Raw genomic sequence first — 23,302 nt, forward strand, 5'->3', positions numbered from 1 at the left:
AACAGAATAACAATCAGAAAATGATACAGATACAGAACCTTAAAAAAAGTTTTAGAACCGAAGAAGTAGAAACTCTTGCCCTGAGTGGGGTTAATCTTAATGTTGCCAACGGAGAATTTGTGGCAATCATGGGTCCTTCTGGTTGCGGAAAATCAACATTGCTCAATATTATTGGAATGTTGGACAACCCTACAGAGGGCAGTTACCAATTTGCGGGACATGAAGTCAGCGGGCTTAAAGAAAGTCAGCGTACTCAATTAAGAAAAGGAAACCTGGGCTTTGTATTCCAAAGCTTCAACCTCATCGACGAGCTAACTGTTTATGAAAATGTAGAACTGCCATTGATTTATTTAAAAATGAGCAAATCAGAGCGAAAAAAGAAAGTAAAAGCCGTTTTGGAGCGTATGAAAATAGCCCATCGTGAAAAACATTTTCCTCAACAACTTTCAGGAGGTCAGCAACAACGTGTTGCCATTTCAAGAGCAGTGGTAACCAATCCAAAACTTATCCTTGCGGATGAGCCAACCGGTAACTTAGATTCCAAGAACGGTATCGAAGTTATGAACCTTTTAACTGAACTCAACCAAGAAGGAACCACTATTGTAATGGTAACACACTCCGATAGAGATTCACATTATGCCCACAGAGTCGTGAACTTATTTGACGGACAAATTGTAACGGAAAGCAAGAACAGGGAAATAGGAGCCATGGTTTAATCGAGTTTATTCATCAATCACAACAATCAAAAAACGCAACTATGTTTAAGAACTATATCAGAATCGCATGGAGGAACCTTGTAAAAAGAAAGGTGTTCACGGCCATTAATATTTTGGGGCTTGCAATTGGCTTTGGAAGTAGTGTTCTCATTTATTTGTTCTTAAGCTATCACCTATCATTCGATAATTTTCATGCCAATTCGGACCGAATTTATAGAATGGTTACAGAAGAACACAGGGATTTTGTTGGGTACGATCCCAGTGTTCCTCCTGCGTTTGCCAAAACTTTTAGAGAGGATTATGATTATGCCGAAAAGGTTGCCAAAATCGTTTTTCAAGATGGCTTTGTCCTAGACTCAGAAAAGAATGGAGAGGTAGATAAATTTAAGCAAAGTGTGGCATTTGTGGAAGAAGATTTTTTCAAAATCTTCAACTATCCTCTTTTAGATGGCAGCAACAACGTTTCCCTTTCGGCTCCCAATACCGCAATTATCACTGAAAATATTGCACAAAAAATGTATGGTAAAACAGCTGTGGTCGGAGAGACTTTCATCTTGGAAAATGATAAGGCAATTCAGATTACAGGAGTTTTAAAAAATCTTCCGAAAACAACTTTTCTGAACACAGAGGTATTTATCTCTTTTCAGAACCTTAAAGATTTTTTTGAGTTTGCAGCCACGGAAAATTGGAATGGAATAACAACCAATCTAGAATGTTTTTCGCTGCTCAAACCAAATCAAAATATAGATCACATTGAAACCGCTCTTTTAGAACTTCCTAAAAAGCACCGGCCAAAAACCAAAAATAAGCATATATACAAATTACAACCGCTATCAATTATGCACTTTGACCCTTTATACGGAGGGCTTGATCCAGTTCTTCTTTGGGTTTTTGGCATCATTGGCCTTTTTTTGGTTGTCATAGCATGCATTAACTTTATCAACATTTCTACAGCACAAGCTTTCTATAGGTCCAAAGAAATTGGAGTTCGCAAGGTGTTGGGCAGCTTTAAACACCATTTGTTCTGGCAATTCTTGTCAGAAACCTTTGTGATAAGCTTGTTCGCAATACTGATCGGACTAGGATTGGCCATTCTTTTTCTTCCATCTTTTAACGATCTCTTCCAAATAGAGTTATCTATAGCTCATTTATTGAATATTAGATTTCTTGGATTCTTGATTCTTGTTTTATCATTAGTTTCCTTTTTATCTGGAAGTTACCCGGGTATTTTAATGTCTCGCATTGTTCCCGTACTTGCCCTTAAAGGAAAACTAAGTCACAATGATACTGGAGGCAATACCACAAGGAAAATACTAGTGGTTGCCCAATTTGCTATCTCAATTACTCTTATTGCTGCAACGCTCATAATCTCTAGACAGATCGATTACGCTATAAATACTGATTTAGGGTTTGACAAAGAGTCTATAGTTATGGTAGATATTCCAGAAGAGATAGAACCTGTTCAGCTACAAGGTTTAAAAGAGAGATTTAACCAAATTCCGGGAGTTCAAAGTACTACAGCTTGCTTAAGTAGTCCAGGAGGAGCGGATAGTAACTGGGGTACCAATTTAAAATATCACAATAGGCCCGAACGAGAAGAGTTCAATATTGGAATAAAAGCTGGAGATGTAGATTTTATCAATACGTTTGAAATACCCCTGGTTGCAGGAAGAAATTTCTTTAAGAATGACTCTCTTTCCGAGGTTTTGGTCAACGAAAAACTTGCTCAGAAATTAGGGTTGGCGTCTTCCGAAGAATTACTTGGAAAAAAAATAGATGCCAATGGTGGTGGTGTTAAAGCTACTATTGTTGGGGTGGTCAAGGATTTTCATAGTTCTGATTTTACAGAAGACATAATTCCTATATTCATTGGGGCAAAAAATAATTGGTATTCTGAGCTGGCCTTCAAAATAAACATGCACGATACCAAGTCTACTTTAAATCAAATTGAGAAGGTCTGGACCGATGCTTTTTCAAATTATATATATGAATACCATTTTTTAGATGAAAGGGTAGCTCAACAATATGAAGCGGAACAGCGATATCTTTCCCTTTCCAAAGTATTCTCTGCTTTGGCTATTTTAATAGGTTGCTTGGGATTATATGGTTTAATCTTGTTTTTTGTAGGTCAACGAACCAAGGAAATCGGTATCCGAAAAGTTTTGGGCAGTAATGTGGGTAATATTTTGGCTTTGTTCACTGCAGATTTCTTTAAACTGATATTGATTGCCGGAGTATTTGCAACTCCAATCGCATGGTATTTAATGGAGCAATGGCTTCAGGGCTATACTTATAGAACAGAAATCCATTGGTGGGTGTTTGCCTTTGCCATACTGTCCATAATGGTTATTACACTGCTTACCATCAGTTATCAAACATTAAAAGTGGCAGTTGCCAGTCCGGTAAAAAGCTTACGTACAGAGTAAACAAACCTATACTGGTCTTGTATCAGTATCAGAAAAAGAACATCATGTTAAAGAACTATATAAAAATTGCCTGGCGGAACATTGTAAAGAACAAAATCTATTCCTTAATCAATATAGGTGGATTGGCAATAGGCATGAGTTGTTTTTTATTAATCACGCTATATATAATCAAGGAGCTCTCCTATGACAGCTATCATGAAAATGGAAATCAAATCTACAGAGTCTTACACCACAGCAATTCTGAAGATACTTCCAAAGCTTGGGTGTGGGGCAATGCCCCTGTAGGTCCTGCATTAAAAACCGATTTCCCAGAAATAGTTGAAAAAGTGCAGTTCTCCGGCCGTTCAGCAATTTTATTAAAGTATGAAGCTAACTCTTTCCAAGAGAACGAGTGTTTTTATGCTGACCCCGCGGCCTTTGAAGTATTTAGTTGGCCTTTGGTTTCCGGTGATCCCAAAACAGCATTGGAAGCACCATATTCCATAGTGCTAACTGAAACTACTGCCAAGAAATACTTTGGTGACCAAAACCCTTTGGGGAAAACCATTGAAGGTGTTGGCGGAAGGGCCAATGACGGAAACTATACAGTAACCGGAGTAATGAAGGATGTACCCGAAAACTCACATTTTTCATTTGACGTCCTGATGTCTATGGGATCGTTCTATCAATCACGTCCTGGCATATTTGATGCATGGGGATATGTAGATTTCTATACCTATTTATTAGTTTCAGACAATTTTGACCAAAAGGCATTCCAATCAAAAATCCCTTCTTTTCTGGAAAAACATATTGAAGAGGTCTCCAGTGACGAGTACTTCTACAATATTTCCTTAGAGTCTCTTGATCAGATATATCTCCATTCCAAGGCCGATCGTCAACCTGGTATTACGGGCAGTCTTTCCAATATTTACATTTTTGCCATCATTGGGCTTTTTATTTTGATTATCGCCTGCATCAATTTTATGAACCTTTCCACCGCAAGATCATTGGAAAGAGCTAAAGAAGTTGGCGTAAGAAAGGTTATTGGCGCAAATAGGAAAGGTTTGACCTACCAGTTCTTTGGAGAGTCATTGGTTTTGGTATTACTATCTTCCATAATAGGATTGTTATTGGTTTTCTTGGCATTGCCTTGGATGTCAAACCTTACGGGCATAAGTTTTTATGCAAAAGATGTTCTCCAAATACCAATACTATTGTTCTTTTTTGGCACAGCTTTATTAACTGCTCTCTTTTCAGGAAGTTACCCAGCACTCATCTTATCTGGGTTTAAACCGGTTAGTATTCTAAGAGGGACCTATAGAAAATCACCTCAAGGAGCCAATTTAAGAAAAGGGCTGGTCATTTTTCAGTTTAGTCTTTCCATTGCATTGATAGCAAGCACTGTTATAGTGTATGATCAACTAGGGTATATGTTCAATAAAGATATGGGCTTTGATAAAGAGCAACAGCTCATACTTGATTTTAATTGGGATCAAGAAGTAATCGCAAATATGGAGACCATAAAAAGCGAATTTAAGGCAATGCCCAATGTTACTTCGGTTTCTATGTCAAGAACGGTACCAGGAAGTCATTTTCCAGCGGCTGGAACTGAAGTGGAAACAGTTTCTGGAAATATGGAGCATTTTAGTCCATATATCTACGAAGTAGATAATGATTTTATTCCCCATTACAATATAGAAGTGGTAGCAGGAAGAGCTTTTTCACCAGACTTTCCTACGGATAGTATTGGTTCTCTGGTTATCAATGAAGCTGCAGTGAAGGCTTTTGGGTATTCCGAACCTAATGAGATAATAGGCAAAAAATTTGATCAGTGGGGAAGGCAAGGTACCATTATAGGAGTGGTCAAGGACTTTAATTATTTATCTCTTCACCAAGATATAGCTCCCTTAACGTTACGACAGGTGCCATATGGTCAGTATTTTTCAATAAAGCTCAACTCGGATGACTATTATGCCACTGTTTCAAAGATTCGTCAAAAATGGGCGGCTCTAGCTCCACATAGACCATTTCTTTACAGCTTTTTAGACACTTCTTTCAATGAACAATATCAGGCAGATGTTAGATTTAGAAAACTCTTTACCATTTTCTCATTTCTCACCATATTCATCGCATGTCTAGGACTTTTTGGTTTAGTTACGTATAGTGCCCTGCAACGAACCAAGGAAATTGGTATTAGAAAAGTATTGGGAGCAGAGGTTACCAACATCATCGCTTTAATATCCAAAGATTTTATCAAATTGGTGGGTATTGCACTGCTTATTGCGATCCCATTTTCATGGTATGCCATGGATCAATGGCTCAATGATTTTGCCTACCGAATTGAGATTCAATGGTGGGTTTTTGTCCTATCCGGAGTATTGGCCTTGTGCATTACTTTTTTTACCATCAGTTTTCAGGCAGTAAAATCAGCTCTTGTTAACCCTGTAAAAAGCCTAAAAACTGAATGAATCAATCAAAATAAACTATCATGTTAAAAAATCATGTTAAAATAGCTTGGCGCAGTCTTCTTAAAAACAAAGGCTATACTTCACTCAATATTTTTGGATTGGCCATAGGTATTACCTGTGCAAGCCTTATTCTACTTTGGGTTGATGACGAAATGAGTTTTGACAGTCATTTTCCTAAACAAGATTTAGTGTATTACGTACCTACCAATCAACTGTATGAAGGAGAATGGAGCACTTTTTATTCCACACCAATGTTATTGGCTCAGGATTTAAAAGATGAAATACCAGAGATCACAAGAGCTGTCGCAACATCTCCAGAGAATCTGCTTTTTACCGAAGGAGAAAAAGGAATTAACAGACGAGGAAGATATGCCAATTCTGATTTCTTCGAAATATTCAGTCTCCAATTTTTGGAAGGAGATAAGAACACCGCATTTAACACCCCAGATGCAATTGTATTGACCCAAAAAACAGCTTCAGATTTATTCGGGGCAAATGTTCCCGTCCTAAACAAAGTACTACGGGTCAACAACAAAGAAAATTATATTATTACAGGTGTTGTTAAGGATCTACCTAAAAATGTGAGTTTTGGTTTTGAATGGTTAGCTCCTTTTGAACGCTATTCCGCTGGTGTGGAATGGATGCAAAACTATGGCAGTAATTTTACCGACACTTTTGTGGAATTAGCCCCAGAGGCAGATTTTCTAGCTGTTAACGAGAAGGTTAAAAAGATGCTGCCGGCAATAACAGAAAACCAAGGCACCTATGCCTTTTTACACTCCATGAAAGATTGGCATTTAAGATCTCATTTTGAAGGAGGTAAAATTGTAGGCGGACAAATAGAGCATGTACAGATGTTTACAATCATTGCGTTGATTATCCTATTGATTGCCTGTATCAATTTCATGAACTTGTCCACAGCGCGGAGTGAAAAAAGGTCCAAAGAAGTTGGTGTTAGAAAAGTATTGGGTTCCGATAAAAAAAGATTGATATCGCAATTTATGTTAGAGGCTATGATTACTGCCTCTATCGCCGCAGTATTTAGTGTTATTTTATTATTTCTATTGTTGCCACAGTTCAATCTAATGGTAGCTAAACAGCTTTCATTTAACCTTTTTGATACTGCCCACATACTTTCACTTCTTGGTATTACTGTAATCTGTGGCCTACTAGCCGGTTGGTATCCAGCATTTTATCTGTCCTCCTTTAGGCCTGTGGAAGTAATTAAAGGTGTAAAAGCAAAAGACAGCAGTGCTGCTGTAATTAGGAAAGGCTTGGTGGTAGCTCAGTTTGCAGCTTCAATCATATTTATTATCAGCACAATCATTGTTTATCAACAGATACAACATGTAAAAAGCCGTGATCTAGGGTATGAAAAAGAAAACTTGGTCAAACTGCCTGTTAATGGCGATATGATCAAAAACTTTAATCCAATTCGAAAAGATATGGTCGCTACAGGGGTTATAGAAAATGTGGCGCTCAACAATGCTAATATACTCTCTGCTGGCAACAATGGTTCTGGCTTTCAGTGGCCAGGCGGCACGGACACCGAGGATGTTTTGATTTCATTTAGGCACATTACTTCTAATTTTTTTGAAACTGCCGGCATGCAAATTGTTGAAGGAAGAGGTTTTAGTGAAGATGTCTCAAAAGACAGCACAAATATTTTGATTTCACAATCTTTAGCCCGTTTGATGGGCACAGGAAGTCCTTTGGGCAAAATAATCACTCGTGGAGAACCTCATACCGTAATAGGCGTTGTAAAAGATTACCAGTATGGTGATATGTACAATGCAAGTGATCCCGTAATGTACTTCAACAATCCTGATTGGGCAAGATTCATGTATATCAAAACAAAATCAGATGCAACAATGGCCTCTTCACTTGCGGTAATGGAAAGTGTATTGAAAAAACATAACCCTGCCTTCCCATTTGAATACGAATTCGTGGATAAAGCTTTTGATTCAAAGTTCCGGAGTGAAAAGCTGCTAAGCAATTTATCAAGAATTTTTGCGCTGCTCGCCATTATCATTTCCTGTCTAGGGTTATTTGGCCTTTCGGCATATACCGCCGAGCAGCGCAGAAAAGAAATCGGAGTAAGGAAGGTTTTGGGATCAAGTGTTGCAAGTATTGTAAAGTTATTGTCCAAAGATTTTATACAACTGGTGATTTTTGCCCTGTTGATTGCGGGTCCTCTTGCATGGTGGATAATGCATCGCTGGCTGCAAAGTTTTGCTTATCATATAGAAATTAATTGGCAGGTATTTGCCGTTGCTGGAGTAGTCGCAATTTGCATTGCCTTACTAACAATAAGTTTTCAGTCTATTAAATCGGCCATGGCCAATCCAGTTAATAGCCTTAGGGCAGAATAATCAAAAACGAACCATCATGTTAAAGAACCATATTAAAATAGCATGGAGAAGTCTTAAAAAACAGCCTTTTTTTACCTTTCTCAACATTTTTGGGCTTGCCATTGGAATAGCCGGAGGCCTTCTCATCTCACTCTATATTCTTGACGAACTAAGCTACGATACGATGTTCGCCGATGCTGATCGGATTCACAGGGTAAATGCCGACATCAAGTTTGGTGGTGAGGACCGCAAATTTGCCGTCACCCCAGCTCCCATTGCAGAAGCCATGAACAATGATTTGTCTGAAGTGGAGCTCACTACAAGGTTTAGAACCCGGGGAAGTGTATTGGTAAAACAATCCGGAACAGAGGTCAATGTAAAGGAATTACAATCCACTTTTGTAGATTCTACTTTCTTCAAAATGTTTGGTATAAAACTATTGGTTGGTGATAAACAAACTGCATTAAAATCTCCCAACACCCTGGTCATGACCAAAACTGCTGCAGAAAAGCATTTCGATATTGGCAATGCAGTTGGTCAGACTCTTCAACTAAACAATACCCAAACTTTTACCGTGACAGGGGTTATAGATGATTTGCCAAAAAATTCCTTCTTAAGAGATCATACTGTATTTATGGCAATGCCGGGTTATGAGGACTCTCGAATCGTAAACTGGGGCAGCAACAATTATCAAACCTTCATCAAACTAATTCCTGCGGCCAATGCAGCGGACATTCAGCAGCCATTGCGTGACTTTTTGGGCAAATACGTTATCCCCGGAGTACAACAATTTATGCCCGGTATTACCGAAGAACAGTTCAAAGCTGCGGGCAACCACTTAATTTATAGCACCATCCCTTTAACAGATATTCATCTGAATTCTGATAGAGTGGCTGAAATAAGTCCCAACAACACTATTCAGAGCATTTACATTTTGAGTTTTATAGCTGCCTTTCTCCTTGTTTTGGCCAGCGTTAATTTTATGAATCTTTCCACGGCGCACTCATTAAAAAGAGCAAAAGAAGTTGGTGTGCGTAAAACGTTGGGTTCAAACAAAATAGATCTGATTCGCCAATTTTTAATAGAATCTGGATTGGTTTCCTTTGGAGCCTTACTATTTGCAATTTTAATAGCGGTTATAGCACTCCCTTTCTTTAACGAGCTCGCGGACAAAGATATTTCCATACCATATAGCAATCCTTTTTTCTGGTTCATATTGTTGGCCGCCGGAATCTTTCTCGGTCTTTTTTCTGGAAGCTATCCAGCCTTCTTCATGTCAAAATTTATTCCTGTGGAAGTGCTCAAGGGTTCCAATAGCAACAGCCTTGGCGGAAGTAGGGTAAGAAATGGTCTGGTAATATTCCAGTTTGCCATTTCCGTTTTTCTCATCGTTAGCACCCTGGTTGTTTATCAACAATTAAAATATATCCAAAACAAGGACCTTGGCTTTTCCAAAGATCAGGTTTTAGTAGTCAACGATGTTTATGCCATTGGTGACCAAATCGATTCGTTTAAAGAAGAGGTGAAAAAACTGGGGTATGTTAAAAATGCAACTCTGAGCAGCTTTTTTCCTACTCCTTCGGCCCGAGGTGACAGTACTTTTGGCCCAGAAGATGGTGCAACTGACCAAGAGCGTGCTTTGAGTATGCAAACTTGGGGCGTAGATCAAGATTATATCTCCACTATGGGTTTTGAAATCGTTGCTGGAAGAAATTTTGACAAACAGTTTAAAAACGACTCTACCAGTATTATCATCAATGAGTCTGCAGTTGCTACTATTGGACTTCCCGCGGAAGAAGTGCTTGGTAAAAGGTATACCCCTGATCTTGGAGAGGAAAATGCGGAATTCTACACCATTATTGGTGTGGTCAAAGACTTCCATTTTTCCCCCTTTAGGGATGATATTGAGGCCCTAAGTCTTCATCTAAGCAACGATGCCTATGCGCTGGCCGTTAAACTCAATACTTCCGAATTTCAGAATGCCATTGCCGGTGTTGAGGCTATCTGGAACAAACTCGCTCCAGGGCAGCCATTTGATTACTATTTTATGGAAGATTCTTTTGAACGAACCTACAGAGCAGAACAACGCCTTAGCCATATTTTTTTCATTTTCACCACACTCTCCATTCTTATAGCCTGTCTGGGACTGTTTGGCTTGGCTGCTTTCAATGCAGAAAAACGCACTAAAGAAATAGGCGTTAGAAAAGTATTGGGTGCTACTGTAGGTCAAATCACCTACAAGTTGACCCAAGATTTTCTCAGATTGGTCGGTATTGGCATCTTGGTGGCACTTCCCATTGGTTGGTTTGCCATGGACAAATGGCTCCAAGATTTTTCCTATCGAATCAATATCGGATGGGAAGTTTTCATAATTGCCCCTTTATTGGCAGTGAGCATTGCAATTTTTACGGTCAGCTATCAAAGTATAAAAGCGGCTATAGTAAACCCGGTAAAAAGCCTTAGAACTGAATAATCAAACAAAAAACAAACCATCATGTTAAAGAACTATATCAAAATTGCCTGGCGAAACCTAGCCAAAAATAAGGGCTATACAATTATCAACATAGGTGGTCTTGCTTTGGGCATGGCCGTTACCTTGATCATTGGTCTTTGGATGGAAGATGAGCTTACCCACAATGATTATTTTGAAAACAAGGACAATATTGCTCAAGTATTCCAGTCCCAAACATTTAATAGTCAGATTGGAACGGGACCTGCTATTCCTAGACCTTTGGAAAAAGCACTTAGAGAAAAGTACGCAAATAATTTTAAGTATTTGGTAATGTCTACATGGACTAGCAAGGTATACTTAAAATATAAAGAAACAAGTCTCTATAAATCTGGAAACTTTATGCAAAGGGAGGCTCCAGAGTTATTGAATCTGGAGATTATCAAAGGAGAGAGAGACGGTCTTAGGGAAATGCACTCCATCATGCTTTCAGAATCAATTTCCAATGCCCTTTTCGGGACAGAAGATCCTATAGGCAAAGTTGTTAAAGTGGCCAATAAACATGATGTAATGGTAACCGGGGTATATAAAGACATCCCTTTCAACAATTCTTTTGCCGATACTGGATATATAATCCCATGGGAAGGATATGTAGCTTCTAATGAATGGGTGAAAAACTCTGAAGATCATTGGGGCAATAACTCTTTTCAGATGTTTGTGCAACTGGCGGACAATGTCAATATGGACAAGGTGTCCGCAACAATAAAAGATGTAAAAAAAACTTTAGACGAGGATACCGCGGAATATAATCCACAACTATTCCTGTTTCCAATGAAAGATTGGTATTTAAGGGGCAATTTTAAAAATGGGAAACAAGTGGGCGGAAGAATTAAATATGTTTGGCTTTTTGGCATCATTGGGGCATTTGTCTTACTATTGGCTTGTATAAATTTTATGAATCTGAGTACTGCAAGATCAGAAAAGCGCTCCAAAGAGGTTGGTATCCGAAAATCCATAGGATCACAAAGAGGTCAATTGATCTATCAGTTTTTAGGAGAATCCTTTTTGGTAGTTTTATTTGCTTTTCTTGCAGCCCTTATTATCGTTTTGGTATCATTAAATGGTTTTAATGAACTAGCGCGTAAAGAAATTGCTTTCCCATGGGCAAGCCCTATTTTCTGGACTATTTGTATTGCCTTTATATTGTTTACCGCTGTATTGGCCGGCAGTTATCCTGCGCTGTATTTATCCTCTTTTAAACCGGTTGATGTATTAAAGGGCACCTTTAAAACAGGAAAACATGCTGGCACACCTCGTAAGATCCTTGTTGTTTTTCAGTTCACGGTTTCCGTAGCATTTATAATTGGGACAGTAATCGTGATGCAACAGATAAACCATGCAAAAAACCGTCCGGTAGGTTATGACAAGGAAGGTTTGGTGCAGATTCCAACCTATAGTGAAGATTTTGAAGGCAAGACCGATGTTATGCGTGAGCAGTTCTTAAATTCCAGCGCTGCAATTGCCATGGCCACCTCCAGTAGTCCTACAACCCGAATATGGTCTAACCGAAGTGGTTATACATGGGAAGGAAAACCTGATGGATTTCAAGAAGATTTTGCTTGGACAGAGGTGTCACCGGAATATGCCAGTACACTTAATTTAAAAGTCGTCCAAGGAAGAGATTTTTCTAAGGACATGGCCTCTGACTCCCTAGGCATACTTATCAATGAAACAGCGGTAAAATACATGGGGCTTGAAAATCCTGTTGGAACAATAATCCGAGACTCTAACAAGGAAGATCCAGGACCATCAATGAAAATTATTGGTGTAGTTGAAGATATGATTGCACAGTCTCCATATGAATCTGTAAAGCAAGCCTGGTATGTTTATGATCGTCACAATAACTCTAGCTTCTATAATTTAAGATTGAATCCTGACCAAAGTGTAAGCCAGAACCTTGCCATAATCGAACGGGTATTCAAAGAAAATTTCCCGGCAATTCCATTCCAGTATGATTTTGTGGACGAGGAATACGGCAAAAAGTTTGCCGCTGAAGAACGTATAGGGACCCTATCTGGAATTTTTACAGCTTTGGCCATTCTAATAAGTTGTCTTGGCCTTTTTGGACTTACTTCTTTTGTTGCAGAACAACGCACCAAGGAGATAGGGGTAAGAAAAGTATTGGGAGCATCTGTCTTCAATGTCTGGAACATGCTCTCCAAAGATTTTTTAAAGTTGGTCATTGTTTCCTGTTTTATTGCAGTTCCAATTTCATATTACGTAATGAACGGTTGGCTACAAGAATACCCTTATAGGGTAATCCTTAAATGGTGGATTTTTGCACTGGCCATGATTGGAGCCGTACTCGTAACTGTCCTTACAGTAAGTTTCCAAGCTATTAGGGCGGCTAGGGCCAATCCAGTAAAAAGTCTTAGAACGGAATGAAATAATATCATCAAAAACCAAAGGTCATGTTAAAAAACTATTTAAAAATTGCCTGGAGGAATTTTATCCAAAAAAAATGGTACTCCTTTTTAAATATTGGTGGACTGGCTATTGGAATGGCATGCAGCATACTTATTCTTCTTTGGGTCCAGAATGAATCCAGCTATGATACTTTTCATGCCAATGCTGATGAACTATATAGACTTACGGCTATTGCCAACGAAGACTTTAAAGCTGCTGTAAGTCCTGCAGGTATGGTGGAAGAACTACCCGACCTCATCCCAGAAATAAAATCAAGCGTTCGTCTTAGTTCACCATTCGAAGCGCTGTTCGAAGCGGATGATCAAAAATTCAAAGAAGAGTCCATCTTTTTTGCGGATTCCAATTTTTTGGATGTGTTCACTTTTCCATTAATTAAAGGGAATCCAAAAAAAGCTCTTGCTCAACCAGATGGAATTATCCTGACTGAAACCGCCGCCCAAAAATTCTTTGGCACAACAAACGCATTGGGAAAAACCATAAAGGTTGATAACAAGGATGTTTTCACTGTAACCGGTATTCTTGAAGATATTCCCACCAATTCCCATCTGCAGTTCAATATTATAATGCCAATGTCTTATTACGCCAAGACACATTCCGATTTAATTAATAAGGTATGGGACAGTTTTAATTTTTACGGGTATTTCCAATTCCAAAAAAATGCCATTTCTTCTGAAGAAGATCTTTCTAAAATGGTATATAGAATCAATGAAATATATACCTCAAGAAACGAATTTGAAATCACATTTAACCTTCAGCCCTTAAAGGACATCCATTTACATTCAGACTTACAAATAGATGTTCCAGGACATGGAAACATACAGTATGTAAATATATTTCTTATAGTGGCTTTCATTATTTTAATAGTGGCTTGCATCAATTATATGAATTTAGCCACCGCACGGTCCTCAAAAAGGGCAAAGGAAGTGGGACTGCGAAAGGTAATTGGTGCCGGACGGCGTCAACTTGTTTTTCAGTTTTTGAGCGAATCTTTGGTTATCTCATTTTTCTCTTTGATTCTTGCCATTGGAATAGTCTTCCTATTGTTGCCCGCGTTCAATGATCTAGCCCAGAAAGAACTGGTTTTCCAAATGGGTGATTCCTCAATTTGGATAACTTTAATCATTATTGCTCTTGCAACCGGTCTTATTTCTGGCAGCTATCCAGCTCTGTTTTTGTCAGGGTTTAAGCCAGTAAGAGTTTTAAAGGGCAGGTTAAAGCTTTCAAAATACAATCTTCTTTTCCGAAATGGACTTGTAATTGCCCAATTTGTGGTTTCGGTATTGTTACTTATAGGTACGATGGTAATTTATAACCAACTCAATTTTATAAAAGATAAAAACTTGGGATATAATAAATCCAACCTACTATACATACCCATGGAAGGTGAGATATGGGGAAAGATGGATGCGCTCAGGGCTGCATTGACTCAAAACTCTTTAACAAATGACTTTTCCATAATGTCGGATTTGCCCGCTAATCTGGTTACAGGAGATTTTGATATCCATTGGGAAGGTAAAGACCCCAATCAGCAAATACTTTTTCCAAGTGTTCGTGCGGATGAGAATTTTCTGAATGTCTTTCAAATGGGCCTTTTGAACGGTAGAAGTTTTTCAAGAAACTCTTTTGAGAACAATGATTATATAATCAATGAAACTGCTGTGAGGATAATGGGAATGGATGTTGAAAATGTGATTGGCAAAAGTCTAACATTTCGTGGAGACAAAGGAACCATAATAGGGGTTGTCAAGGATTTCAATTTTAAGCCCCTCCAATATGCAATTGAACCTTTGGTATTGCAACATGGCAAGCGAGGAAGTCTTACGGTAATAAAAACAGCTCCAAACAACATAGAAAATACTATTGCAGCTCTTGAGCAAATTTATGGTAGTTTAAATCCTGCCTATCCCCTGATTTATAATTTCATTGACACCAATCTAGATGCTCAATACAAGGGCGAACAACAAATGGGAGCAATATTTAATGTGTTTGCCTTATTGGCCATTCTCATTTCATGTCTGGGGCTTTATGGTCTATCAGCGTTTATGGCCGAACAACGTTTTAAAGAAATTGGTATTAGAAAAGTATTGGGCGCAAATGCTACAATGTTGGTGAATATGCTTTCCAAAGATTTTCTGAAACTTGTTTTTATAGCTTTTGTTTTGGCTGTTCCTCTTGCCTGGTATACTATGAACCAATGGCTGGAAGGGTATGCATTTCATATTGAACTGCAATGGTGGATGTTTGTCCTTGCCGGATTAATTGTTTTAACTGTAGCCTTATCAACTGTAAGTTACCAAAGCTTAAAAGCTTCAATGTCCAATCCAATAAAAAGTTTACGGACTGAATAAATCAAAAAAAACGAAACATCATGTTAAAGAACTATCTAAAAGTAGCCTGGAGGACCCTTACCAAGAATAAAACATTCTCATTGTTAAACATCTTCGGTCTTTCCATTGCCTTTGGAGCTGCCATACTTTTAAGTATGACCGCTTTCTTTGAGCTTTCATATGATAGTTTCCACAAGCATGTTGACACCGTTTATCAAATCTATTATACAGAGCAAACACCTAAAGGAGCAGTGGCTTCAACCTCTCATCCAGAACCTCTGGCAATGGCCATAAAAGAAGAGGTTCCGGGAATACAAAATATTGCTCGCCATTTAGAGGACGATGCGCTAATACTTCGTGAAGACATCGAACTAAACTTGGATGGTGTATGGGTTGACAAATCGTTTTTTTCCATATTTAGTTTCCCTGTTTTAAAAGGTGATAAAACCCCAATACAAGAAAAATCCTCTGTAGCTATTACCCAAGATGCTGCTAAACGGGTTTTTGGAGAAGAAGAAGCTCTTGGGAAAACCTTAAATATTTTAGTGAATGGGCAAGAAAAGTCGTTTAAGGTCTCCTCAATACTTGAAAACATTCCTGAAAACAGCAGTGTTGAATTTGATATTGCCATTGGTTTTCAAAATCATGGTAGTTATAATGAAATAAAAGGAGAATGGGACAACAGGAACCATAACGTTTATGTTCAGCTAGACAAAAATGTGTTACCTGAATCCTTTGAAAACAATACCGTGGCGTTTTCCAAACAGCATTTTGCCGAAGAAATTGAAAACGCCATCCGTGATGGAGCGGTAAAGGACAAAAATGGAAATTACAAACAACTTAAACTACTACCATTTAAGAATACTTCTTTTGCCTCATTTGGAAAAGGAGTTGCAAAAGTGGATAAAACCCTCACCTATTTAATTTTTGGAGTTGCACTATTGATTCTGATTATTGCTTGTGTCAACTTTACCAATATGAGCATTGCCGGAAGTACACGGCGCCTAAAAGAGTTTGGAATGAGAAAAACATTGGGTGCTCCAAAAAAGCAATTATTTCTTCAGCTTTGGACAGAAAGCCTAATTGTTTTCATAGTTTCTGTTGGACTAGGGTTACTTTTAAGTATACTCTTTTTAGACTCTTTTAAAACCATATTCAATACCAATATCTCTTTTGAGGATTTTAGCTCTCCACAAATTATTATGGGTTTTATGGTAATGTTGTTGGTCATCACATTTATTTCTGGAGGATACCCTGCTTTGCTCATGACAAGAATAGGAACCATTCAAGCATTGAAGGGCAAGCTCAATATGGAGAAAAAACCTCATCTAAGAAATGCCCTAATTACTATCCAATTTGGTATTTCCATATTGTTGATCAGTGGAACATTAGTACTCTGGAAACAGTTGGACTACATGCGAAGCAAAAATCTTGGCTACAACAAAGAGCATGTAATTTCTTTTCCCCTAAACGGAAAAAAAAACTCTTATGAAGCTGTTCAGTTATTAAGAAACGAATTACAAGGAAATCCAAATATTTTGAACGTTTCGGCTTCAGACAACAATCTTGGCAGAGGCAAGGATGGCAGTGCCTATAGAAGTGTTCTAGGATTTGATTACAAAGGACGGGGTATCAAAACCAATATGCTCGTTGTCGATTATGATTATATTGAAACTTTGGATTTAAAATTATTGAAAGGACGAGGGTTTGACAGAAAGTTTGCCGCAGATAGTTTGTCATTGGTAATCAATGAAACCATGGTAAAAAGTTTGAACGAGGAAAACCCCCTCTCCATAAACATTATGATGGAAGACTCCGTCAACTATAAAGTAATAGGGGTTTTAAAGGATTACCATTTTGAAAAATTAAACAAATCCATAGCTCCAATTACCTTGTTCATGAATAAAGAATGGGACATGTACTATGCGTATGTTAAGGTAGCTCCCAAAAACATTTCAGCCTCATTTGATTTAGTTAAAAATGCCTATGCAAGGGTTGAGCCAAACGCACCATTTTTAGGTTCTTTTTTAAATGAGAATGTTGATCGAACTTTTAGAAGAGAAAGAGCATTGACCACAATGATCACAAGTGGTTCTTGCATCGCAATTGTTTTAAGCTGTATAGGTCTTTTTGCAATGTCTCTGCTTGTTGTAACCCAAAGAACAAAAGAAATAGGAATTCGCAAGGTAATTGGTGCCAACATACTCTCCATTACCTATTTACTGGCCAAGGATTTTCTAAAACTAGTAGTTATAGGATTTCTAATAGCTTCTCCTTTGGCATGGTGGCTTTCCAAAAGCTGGCTAGAGGATTATGCTTATCGTACAAGCATTTCTATTTGGATGCTTTTAGTCCCAGGTGTTATAGCATTTTTTATAGCATTGCTCACAATAAGTGCTAAAACCTTGAACGCAGCTTTGCAAAATCCAACCAAAAGTTTGCGAACAGATTAGAATAATTAAAAAGTAAGGAACAATGTTCAAACTATTTTTAAAAATCGCCACAAGATATCTGCTTAAAAATAAGCTGTATTCCTTCATCAATATTTTTGGACTTGCCATTGGCATTGCTTCTTTTGTGCTAATCATGCTCTATGTGAACTATGAGCGGAGCTATGACAAATTTGAGGGTTCCGAAAACGTACATCGTGTCTTCATGGATTATTTGGAAGGGGGTGAGTATGTCCCCGGAGACGCTAATGCTTACATAGTAAGTGGCCCCGCTCTGAAAGAGGAATTTCCTGAAATTGAGAATTTTGTACGGTTCAGAAGAATTCGTGATTTAGTGGTACTAAACAATAATACCCCTTATGATGGTATTGTTGGGTCTTTGGCAGATCCTGAATATTTTGATGTTTTTGATCATGGTTTGGTCAAAGGTGATGTAAATACAGCGCTTAATGAGCCCTATTCTGTAGTGTTAAGCACCTCTGTGGCACAAAAATTATTTGGTGATGGAAATCCTATTGGACAGTCCCTTAAAATCGCTGGGGATGCCACGGTGACCTTTACAGTAACCGGAGTCATGGACAACACTAATAGAAACACTCACATTAAAAACGATCTGCTTATTTCCTTTAAAACATTCTACACCTGGAAGATATTTGAGAACGATTGGAAGTACACTTGGAATCAAAATGAATATTACACCTATGTAAAAGTTGCGGCCAATACCGACGTGGAGTTGCTCAATAAAAAAATCATGGCGTTCGTGCCTAAGGGATTTGAGTTCAAGGAAAGACACCACATGGAGCCCATAGAGAGCATTCATCTGTATTCTAATAAACCCTATGAGGCAGGGACCAATGGTAATGGCAACAATATTAAGCTCTTGTCCATTATTGCATTCATCACGCTTTTGTTGTCCTGGATGAACTATATGAACCTATCCAGCAGCAAGTCCTTGGAACGAGCCAAAGAAATAGGGATTCGTAAAGTAGTTGGGGGCAAAAAATCACAATTGACCTTGCAATTTCTATCAGAATCTGCATTGCTAAATTTCATGGCAATTCTATTGGCCTTGGGGGCTGTTTTTCTGCTGTTACCTGGGTTTAATGCCATGGTTGGCCAAAATTTAGGTTTAGATGGCACACAGCTAACCGCCCTCATGCCTTATTTGGGGATTATGCTTTTGGGAGCTTCATTGGCCGCGTTATATCCAGCATTTGTATTAAGCAGATTCAATCCAGCCAAGGTGCTCAAGGGCCAAGTACAAACCTCAAAAAATGGTCTCCATTTTAGAAGAGCCTTGATCATTACTCAATTTGTAGCCACCATCTCGTTGTTAATCTGCACTCTTATGGCAAACAAGCAGATTAATTTTCTCAAGAATCGTCCCATTGGTGCCAACCTTGATCAGGTAGTAGCCTTGAAAGGTCAAATATTAGATCGGGCATACGACTCCATATTCTATAAAGATTTTGATGTACTGTTAGAGGAACTTAAAAGAAGCCCCTACGTAGCTGAAGTTGGTTGCACTGGCACTTATCCTGGGGATGATTTCTCCAATATGAATTCCAATATTCAACTTACTTTTCCTGATGGGCATACCGATGAAACACACATTTGGTATAACTATGGAGCCAGACCCAATTATTTTAATTTGATGGGAATGGATTTCGTTGCTGGAAATGCCTTTCTTCAAACCGCGGAAAAATGGAGTCACAATGTGGTAGTCAATGAAGAAATGGTGCGTTTTATGGGTATTGAGGATCCAAATGCTCTTATCGGGGAAACCATTAAATTTTGGGGTCAAGATTGGACCGTAAGCGGAGTGGTTGAAGATTACAACCACTTTGGAATGAAATCCGCTGTTGTCCCTATTATCATTAGACATGATAGAAATACCCAGAATGTTCTTGTAAAACTGGATCAAAAGGCCATTACTATGGCAGGAGTAGATAAGGCGCTAAATGAACTAGAGCAAACATGGCACCAGGTTTTTCCTGTGAGCACTTATAACTATACTTTTTTGGATCAAAAGTTTCAGGCGTTGTTCAATGAAGATCAAAAATTTGCCAAGGCTTTTCAAATATTCACCTTACTGGCCATTCTAATTGCCTCTCTGGGGCTTTTTGGGTTAACGTCATATACTTGCATTCAACGGAAAAAGGAAATCGGGGTTCGAAAAGTCAATGGGGCCACCATTGCCCAAATTCTACAATTGCTCAACCAGAACTTTATTAAATGGGTTGGGTTGGCCTTTGTGATTGCTGTTCCCATTGCCTGGTTTGCCATGGACAAGTGGTTGGAGGGCTTTGCTTACAAAACAACCATAAGTTGGTGGGTTTTCGTACTGGGCGGTTTAGTTGCTTTGTCCATTGCCATATTAACTGTAAGCTGGCAAAGTTTTAGGGCGGCGATAGCCAATCCGGTAGAATCATTAAGAGATGAATAAACAAATCATGGTGCGGGGCAAAAACCTCCACCATCATAAATTAAAATCATGAAAAAAAGAAAAAATACAATCCTTCTCCCTATAATAGCTTTTGCTTTTTTCAATTTCCATATTGGTTTGGCCCAAGGTACTACAACAAAAGTGCGTTCGTTTGATAAAGTTATCATAAGCCCTCATATAGAAGTAATCTTCCAACAAGGCAACTCTGAAAGCGTACTTATTGAAAGTAGCACGGTATCCGCAAATAAAATCAACATTGAGGTCAATTCAAAAACGCTTCGTATATATCTGGACGATGCCAAAGAACTAACCAAAAGTGAGAAAACTTACCATCAAGGATACAAACAAAAAAGACCCATTTACAAAGGAACGGTGTTAAAGGCCATTGTTACCTATAAAAATCTTGAAGAACTCTCTTTACGGGGAGAAGAAAAATTTATTTGCAAGAGTACATTGACCGGAGACAAGTTCCGTCTAAAGATTTATGGTGAATCCCAGGTATATATTAAAAGTTTAGCACTGAGGTCACTTCAAACTACTATTTATGGGGAAAGCTATTTGGAACTTGAAGATGGTACTGTAGATCGACAAAAAATAACGGCATATGGAGAAACTAGGGTTAACACTTTAGGTGTTGAAAGTAAATCGGCCAAAGTAACGGCATATGGAGAAGGTAGTTATCGATTAAATGTAAGTGACAATTTGAAAATAACCGCGTATGGAGAAGCTACTGTGGCATATCAAGGAAATCCTGAAGTAAACAAAGGCATAATTATAGGGCGCTCTAGAATTCAAAAAATACAGTAAGTCATTAATAATAGAAACAAAAGGCATGTTTAAAAACTATCTAAAAATAGCTTGGCGCAACTTGCTCCGCAATAAAGGCTTTTCATTGCTTAATATTATTGGGCTTTCTATTGGGTTAGCAGTTGTAACCCTGATTGTTCTATGGATCAATTTTGAGGTTAGCTATGATCGGTTTCATGAAAACAATGACCGCGTTTATCAAGTAAACAATCAATATCCAGTAGATGGGGAAATCTGGACTTGGAACTCTACTCCCAAAATAATGGCCTCGGTGATTGCCAAAGATTACCCTGAAGTGGAAAACGTTTCGAGGTATAACTATGAAGATACTTTCCTGTTTTCAATCGGTGATAAAAGAATAAAATCGACAGGTTCAATAGTTGACCCAGATTTTCTTAAGATTTTTAGTTTTCCTTTGGTGGAAGGTAACATTGAAACTGTCTTAAAAGATGTCAATTCCGTTGTTGTCACCCAAAAATTGGCGGAAAAACTGTTTGGAAACGAATCACCAATAGGAAAGATTCTAAAGGTGGACAATGCAGACAGTTTTACAGTTACTGGAGTGTTAAAGGATCTACCCCGGAATACAACTTTTAACTTCGAATTCTTGATGCCATGGGCATACTTGCATCAAAAAGGATGGAATGATGATTATTGGAGCAATAATTCTGTTGCGACCTATGTCATGCTTAAATCAGGAACCAATTATGAGATCTTCTCAAAAAAAATCAAATCCCTTAGAGAGAGGTACGACAAAGAATCTCCAGAAATGGAAACCTTATTGTACCCTTTTGAGCGAACCTATCTCTATTCGAAATTTGAAAATGGTATTGAGGTAGGAGGTAGAATAGATATAATCCGATTGTTTGGAATCATTGCAGGAATTATTTTGATTATTGCATGTATCAACTTTATGAACTTGAGTACCGCTCGAAGTGAAAAACGCGCCAAGGAAGTTGGCGTTCGTAAAGTGATAGGTGCAAAAAAAGGAGCATTGGTCAGTCAGTTTTTGGGCGAATCCATACTCATTTCCTCAATCGCTGCTTTTCTTGCAATTTTAATTGTTTGGGCTTCTTTGCCATCATTTAACACACTAATTGAAAGGGAATTATCACTCAATTTTACCGATAAATGGTTTTGGTTATCCGCTGTTGGAATAGTGCTATTTACAGGTGTGTTGGCCGGTAGTTATCCGGCATTATATCTTTCCTCATTTAAACCAGTTTCAGTCATAAAAGGGGTCTTTAAAAAAGAGAGCACGCTTGTTAGTCCAAGAAAAGTGTTGGTCGTACTTCAATTTTCAATCGCTATAATACTTATTACAGCCACCATTGTGGTAAATCAACAGTTGGTCAATGTACAGGACAGGGACCTTGGTTACAACAAAGATAAACTAGTATACATAGCCATGGAAGGCACAATAAAAGAAAAGTATCCTTTGATAAAGGAGGCATTGTTAAATTCAGGGGCTGCTACAGCGGTTACGCGAACTGTTTCTCCCCCAACAGAGAATTGGAGTAATTCTTGGGATATTGGTTGGAAAGGCAAAAAAGAAGATGATAAGACCTTGATCTTACGTTTTACCGCGGATACGGATATTGTAAAAACTCTGGGGCTGGAACTAGTAGCGGGAAGGGATTTGGACCATATCAGGTTCCCTACAGATTCCACCGCTATGCTGATCAATGAAACAGCCATGCGCCATATGGGTTTTGAACAGCCTATAGGTCAGCAAGTAGAAGATATGGGCAGGCAATGGAACGTGGTAGGTGTGGTAAAGGACTTTATCCTTACTTCACCATTTCAGAAAATAGAACCCATAATCATACATTCAGCAGGAGAGTGGACAAACTTTATTACGCTAAAACTCAATGGAGAATACAAAACTGCTCACAATATTGCTAGTCTTTCCCAAATATTCAAAGAATATAACCCAGAATATCCATTTGAATATGAATTTGTAGATCAGCAATACGCCAAAAAGTTCAACGACGAAAAACAAACTGGACAACTGGTAAGTTTGTTTACAGTATTGACTATTTTCATTTCGTGTTTAGGGTTATTTGGACTTACCAGTTATATGGCAGAGAATAGAATTAAAGAGATTGGTGTGCGAAAAGTTCTGGGGGCAACCGTACAAAGTATAACAACCTTGTTATCAGTAGATTTTTTAAAACTGGTACTGATATCAATTGTATTGGCCATTCCAGTTTCATGGTATTTTATGACCAAATGGCTCGAGAGTTTCGCCTATAAGGTGACTATTTCCTGGTGGTTCTTTGCTTTGGCAGGAGTTTTAGCCTTAGCGATAGCTTTTTTAACGGTAAGTTATCAGGCCATAAAAGCAGCAATTGCAAATCCTGTAAAAAGTTTAAGAACTGAATAAATTAAAAACT

The 23,302-nt window shown here is 38.3% G+C and carries 11 protein-coding genes; all 11 read left to right on the forward strand.

Features of this window, described 5'->3' with window-relative positions; translation table 11 throughout:
- Positions 1 to 20: 20 nt before the first annotated feature.
- From CRO15_RS02835 to CRO15_RS02885, 11 genes are read left to right on the forward strand one after another with little or no spacing between them, the layout of a single operon-like run.
- Entirely contained in the window at positions 21 to 716 is a 696-nt protein-coding gene (locus tag CRO15_RS02835) for an ABC transporter ATP-binding protein (protein WP_097044260.1), read from the forward strand.
- Between the two features lie 41 nt (positions 717 to 757).
- Positions 758 to 3,142, forward strand: coding sequence for an ABC transporter permease (locus CRO15_RS02840; RefSeq protein WP_097044261.1), 2,385 nt, complete (start codon positions 758 to 760; stop codon positions 3,140 to 3,142).
- A 44-nt stretch (positions 3,143 to 3,186) separates the two neighbouring features.
- Entirely contained in the window at positions 3,187 to 5,589 is a 2,403-nt protein-coding gene (locus tag CRO15_RS02845; RefSeq protein WP_097044262.1) for an ABC transporter permease, read from the forward strand.
- A 20-nt stretch (positions 5,590 to 5,609) separates the two neighbouring features.
- The gene (locus CRO15_RS02850) at positions 5,610 to 7,961 is read left to right on the forward strand and encodes an ABC transporter permease (protein WP_097044263.1); all 2,352 of its coding nucleotides are present in this window, start codon (positions 5,610 to 5,612) and stop codon (positions 7,959 to 7,961) included.
- 16 nt (positions 7,962 to 7,977) lie between these two features.
- Positions 7,978 to 10,413, forward strand: coding sequence for an ABC transporter permease (locus tag CRO15_RS02855; protein ID WP_097044264.1), 2,436 nt, complete (start codon positions 7,978 to 7,980; stop codon positions 10,411 to 10,413).
- Positions 10,414 to 10,434: 21 nt separating this feature from the next.
- Positions 10,435 to 12,834, forward strand: a complete 2,400-nt coding sequence (locus CRO15_RS02860; RefSeq protein WP_097044265.1) for an ABC transporter permease — start codon at positions 10,435 to 10,437, stop codon at positions 12,832 to 12,834.
- Positions 12,835 to 12,860: 26 nt separating this feature from the next.
- Positions 12,861 to 15,224: an ABC transporter permease gene (locus tag CRO15_RS02865; protein WP_097044266.1), complete on the forward strand. Its 2,364-nt coding sequence runs from the start codon at positions 12,861 to 12,863 to the stop codon at positions 15,222 to 15,224.
- A 20-nt stretch (positions 15,225 to 15,244) separates the two neighbouring features.
- On the forward strand, positions 15,245 to 17,656 hold the full coding sequence (locus tag CRO15_RS02870; protein WP_097044267.1) for an ABC transporter permease: 2,412 nt from the start codon (positions 15,245 to 15,247) through the stop codon (positions 17,654 to 17,656).
- 22 nt (positions 17,657 to 17,678) lie between these two features.
- On the forward strand, positions 17,679 to 20,099 hold the full coding sequence (locus CRO15_RS02875; protein ID WP_097044268.1) for an ABC transporter permease: 2,421 nt from the start codon (positions 17,679 to 17,681) through the stop codon (positions 20,097 to 20,099).
- Between the two features lie 48 nt (positions 20,100 to 20,147).
- Positions 20,148 to 20,906: a head GIN domain-containing protein gene (locus CRO15_RS02880; protein WP_097044269.1), complete on the forward strand. Its 759-nt coding sequence runs from the start codon at positions 20,148 to 20,150 to the stop codon at positions 20,904 to 20,906.
- Between the two features lie 25 nt (positions 20,907 to 20,931).
- Positions 20,932 to 23,292, forward strand: a complete 2,361-nt coding sequence (locus CRO15_RS02885) for an ABC transporter permease (protein ID WP_097044270.1) — start codon at positions 20,932 to 20,934, stop codon at positions 23,290 to 23,292.
- Positions 23,293 to 23,302: the final 10 nt, after the last annotated feature.

The sequence above is a fragment of the Flagellimonas pacifica genome (assembly GCF_900215465.1).
Taxonomy (GTDB): domain Bacteria; phylum Bacteroidota; class Bacteroidia; order Flavobacteriales; family Flavobacteriaceae; genus Flagellimonas; species Flagellimonas pacifica.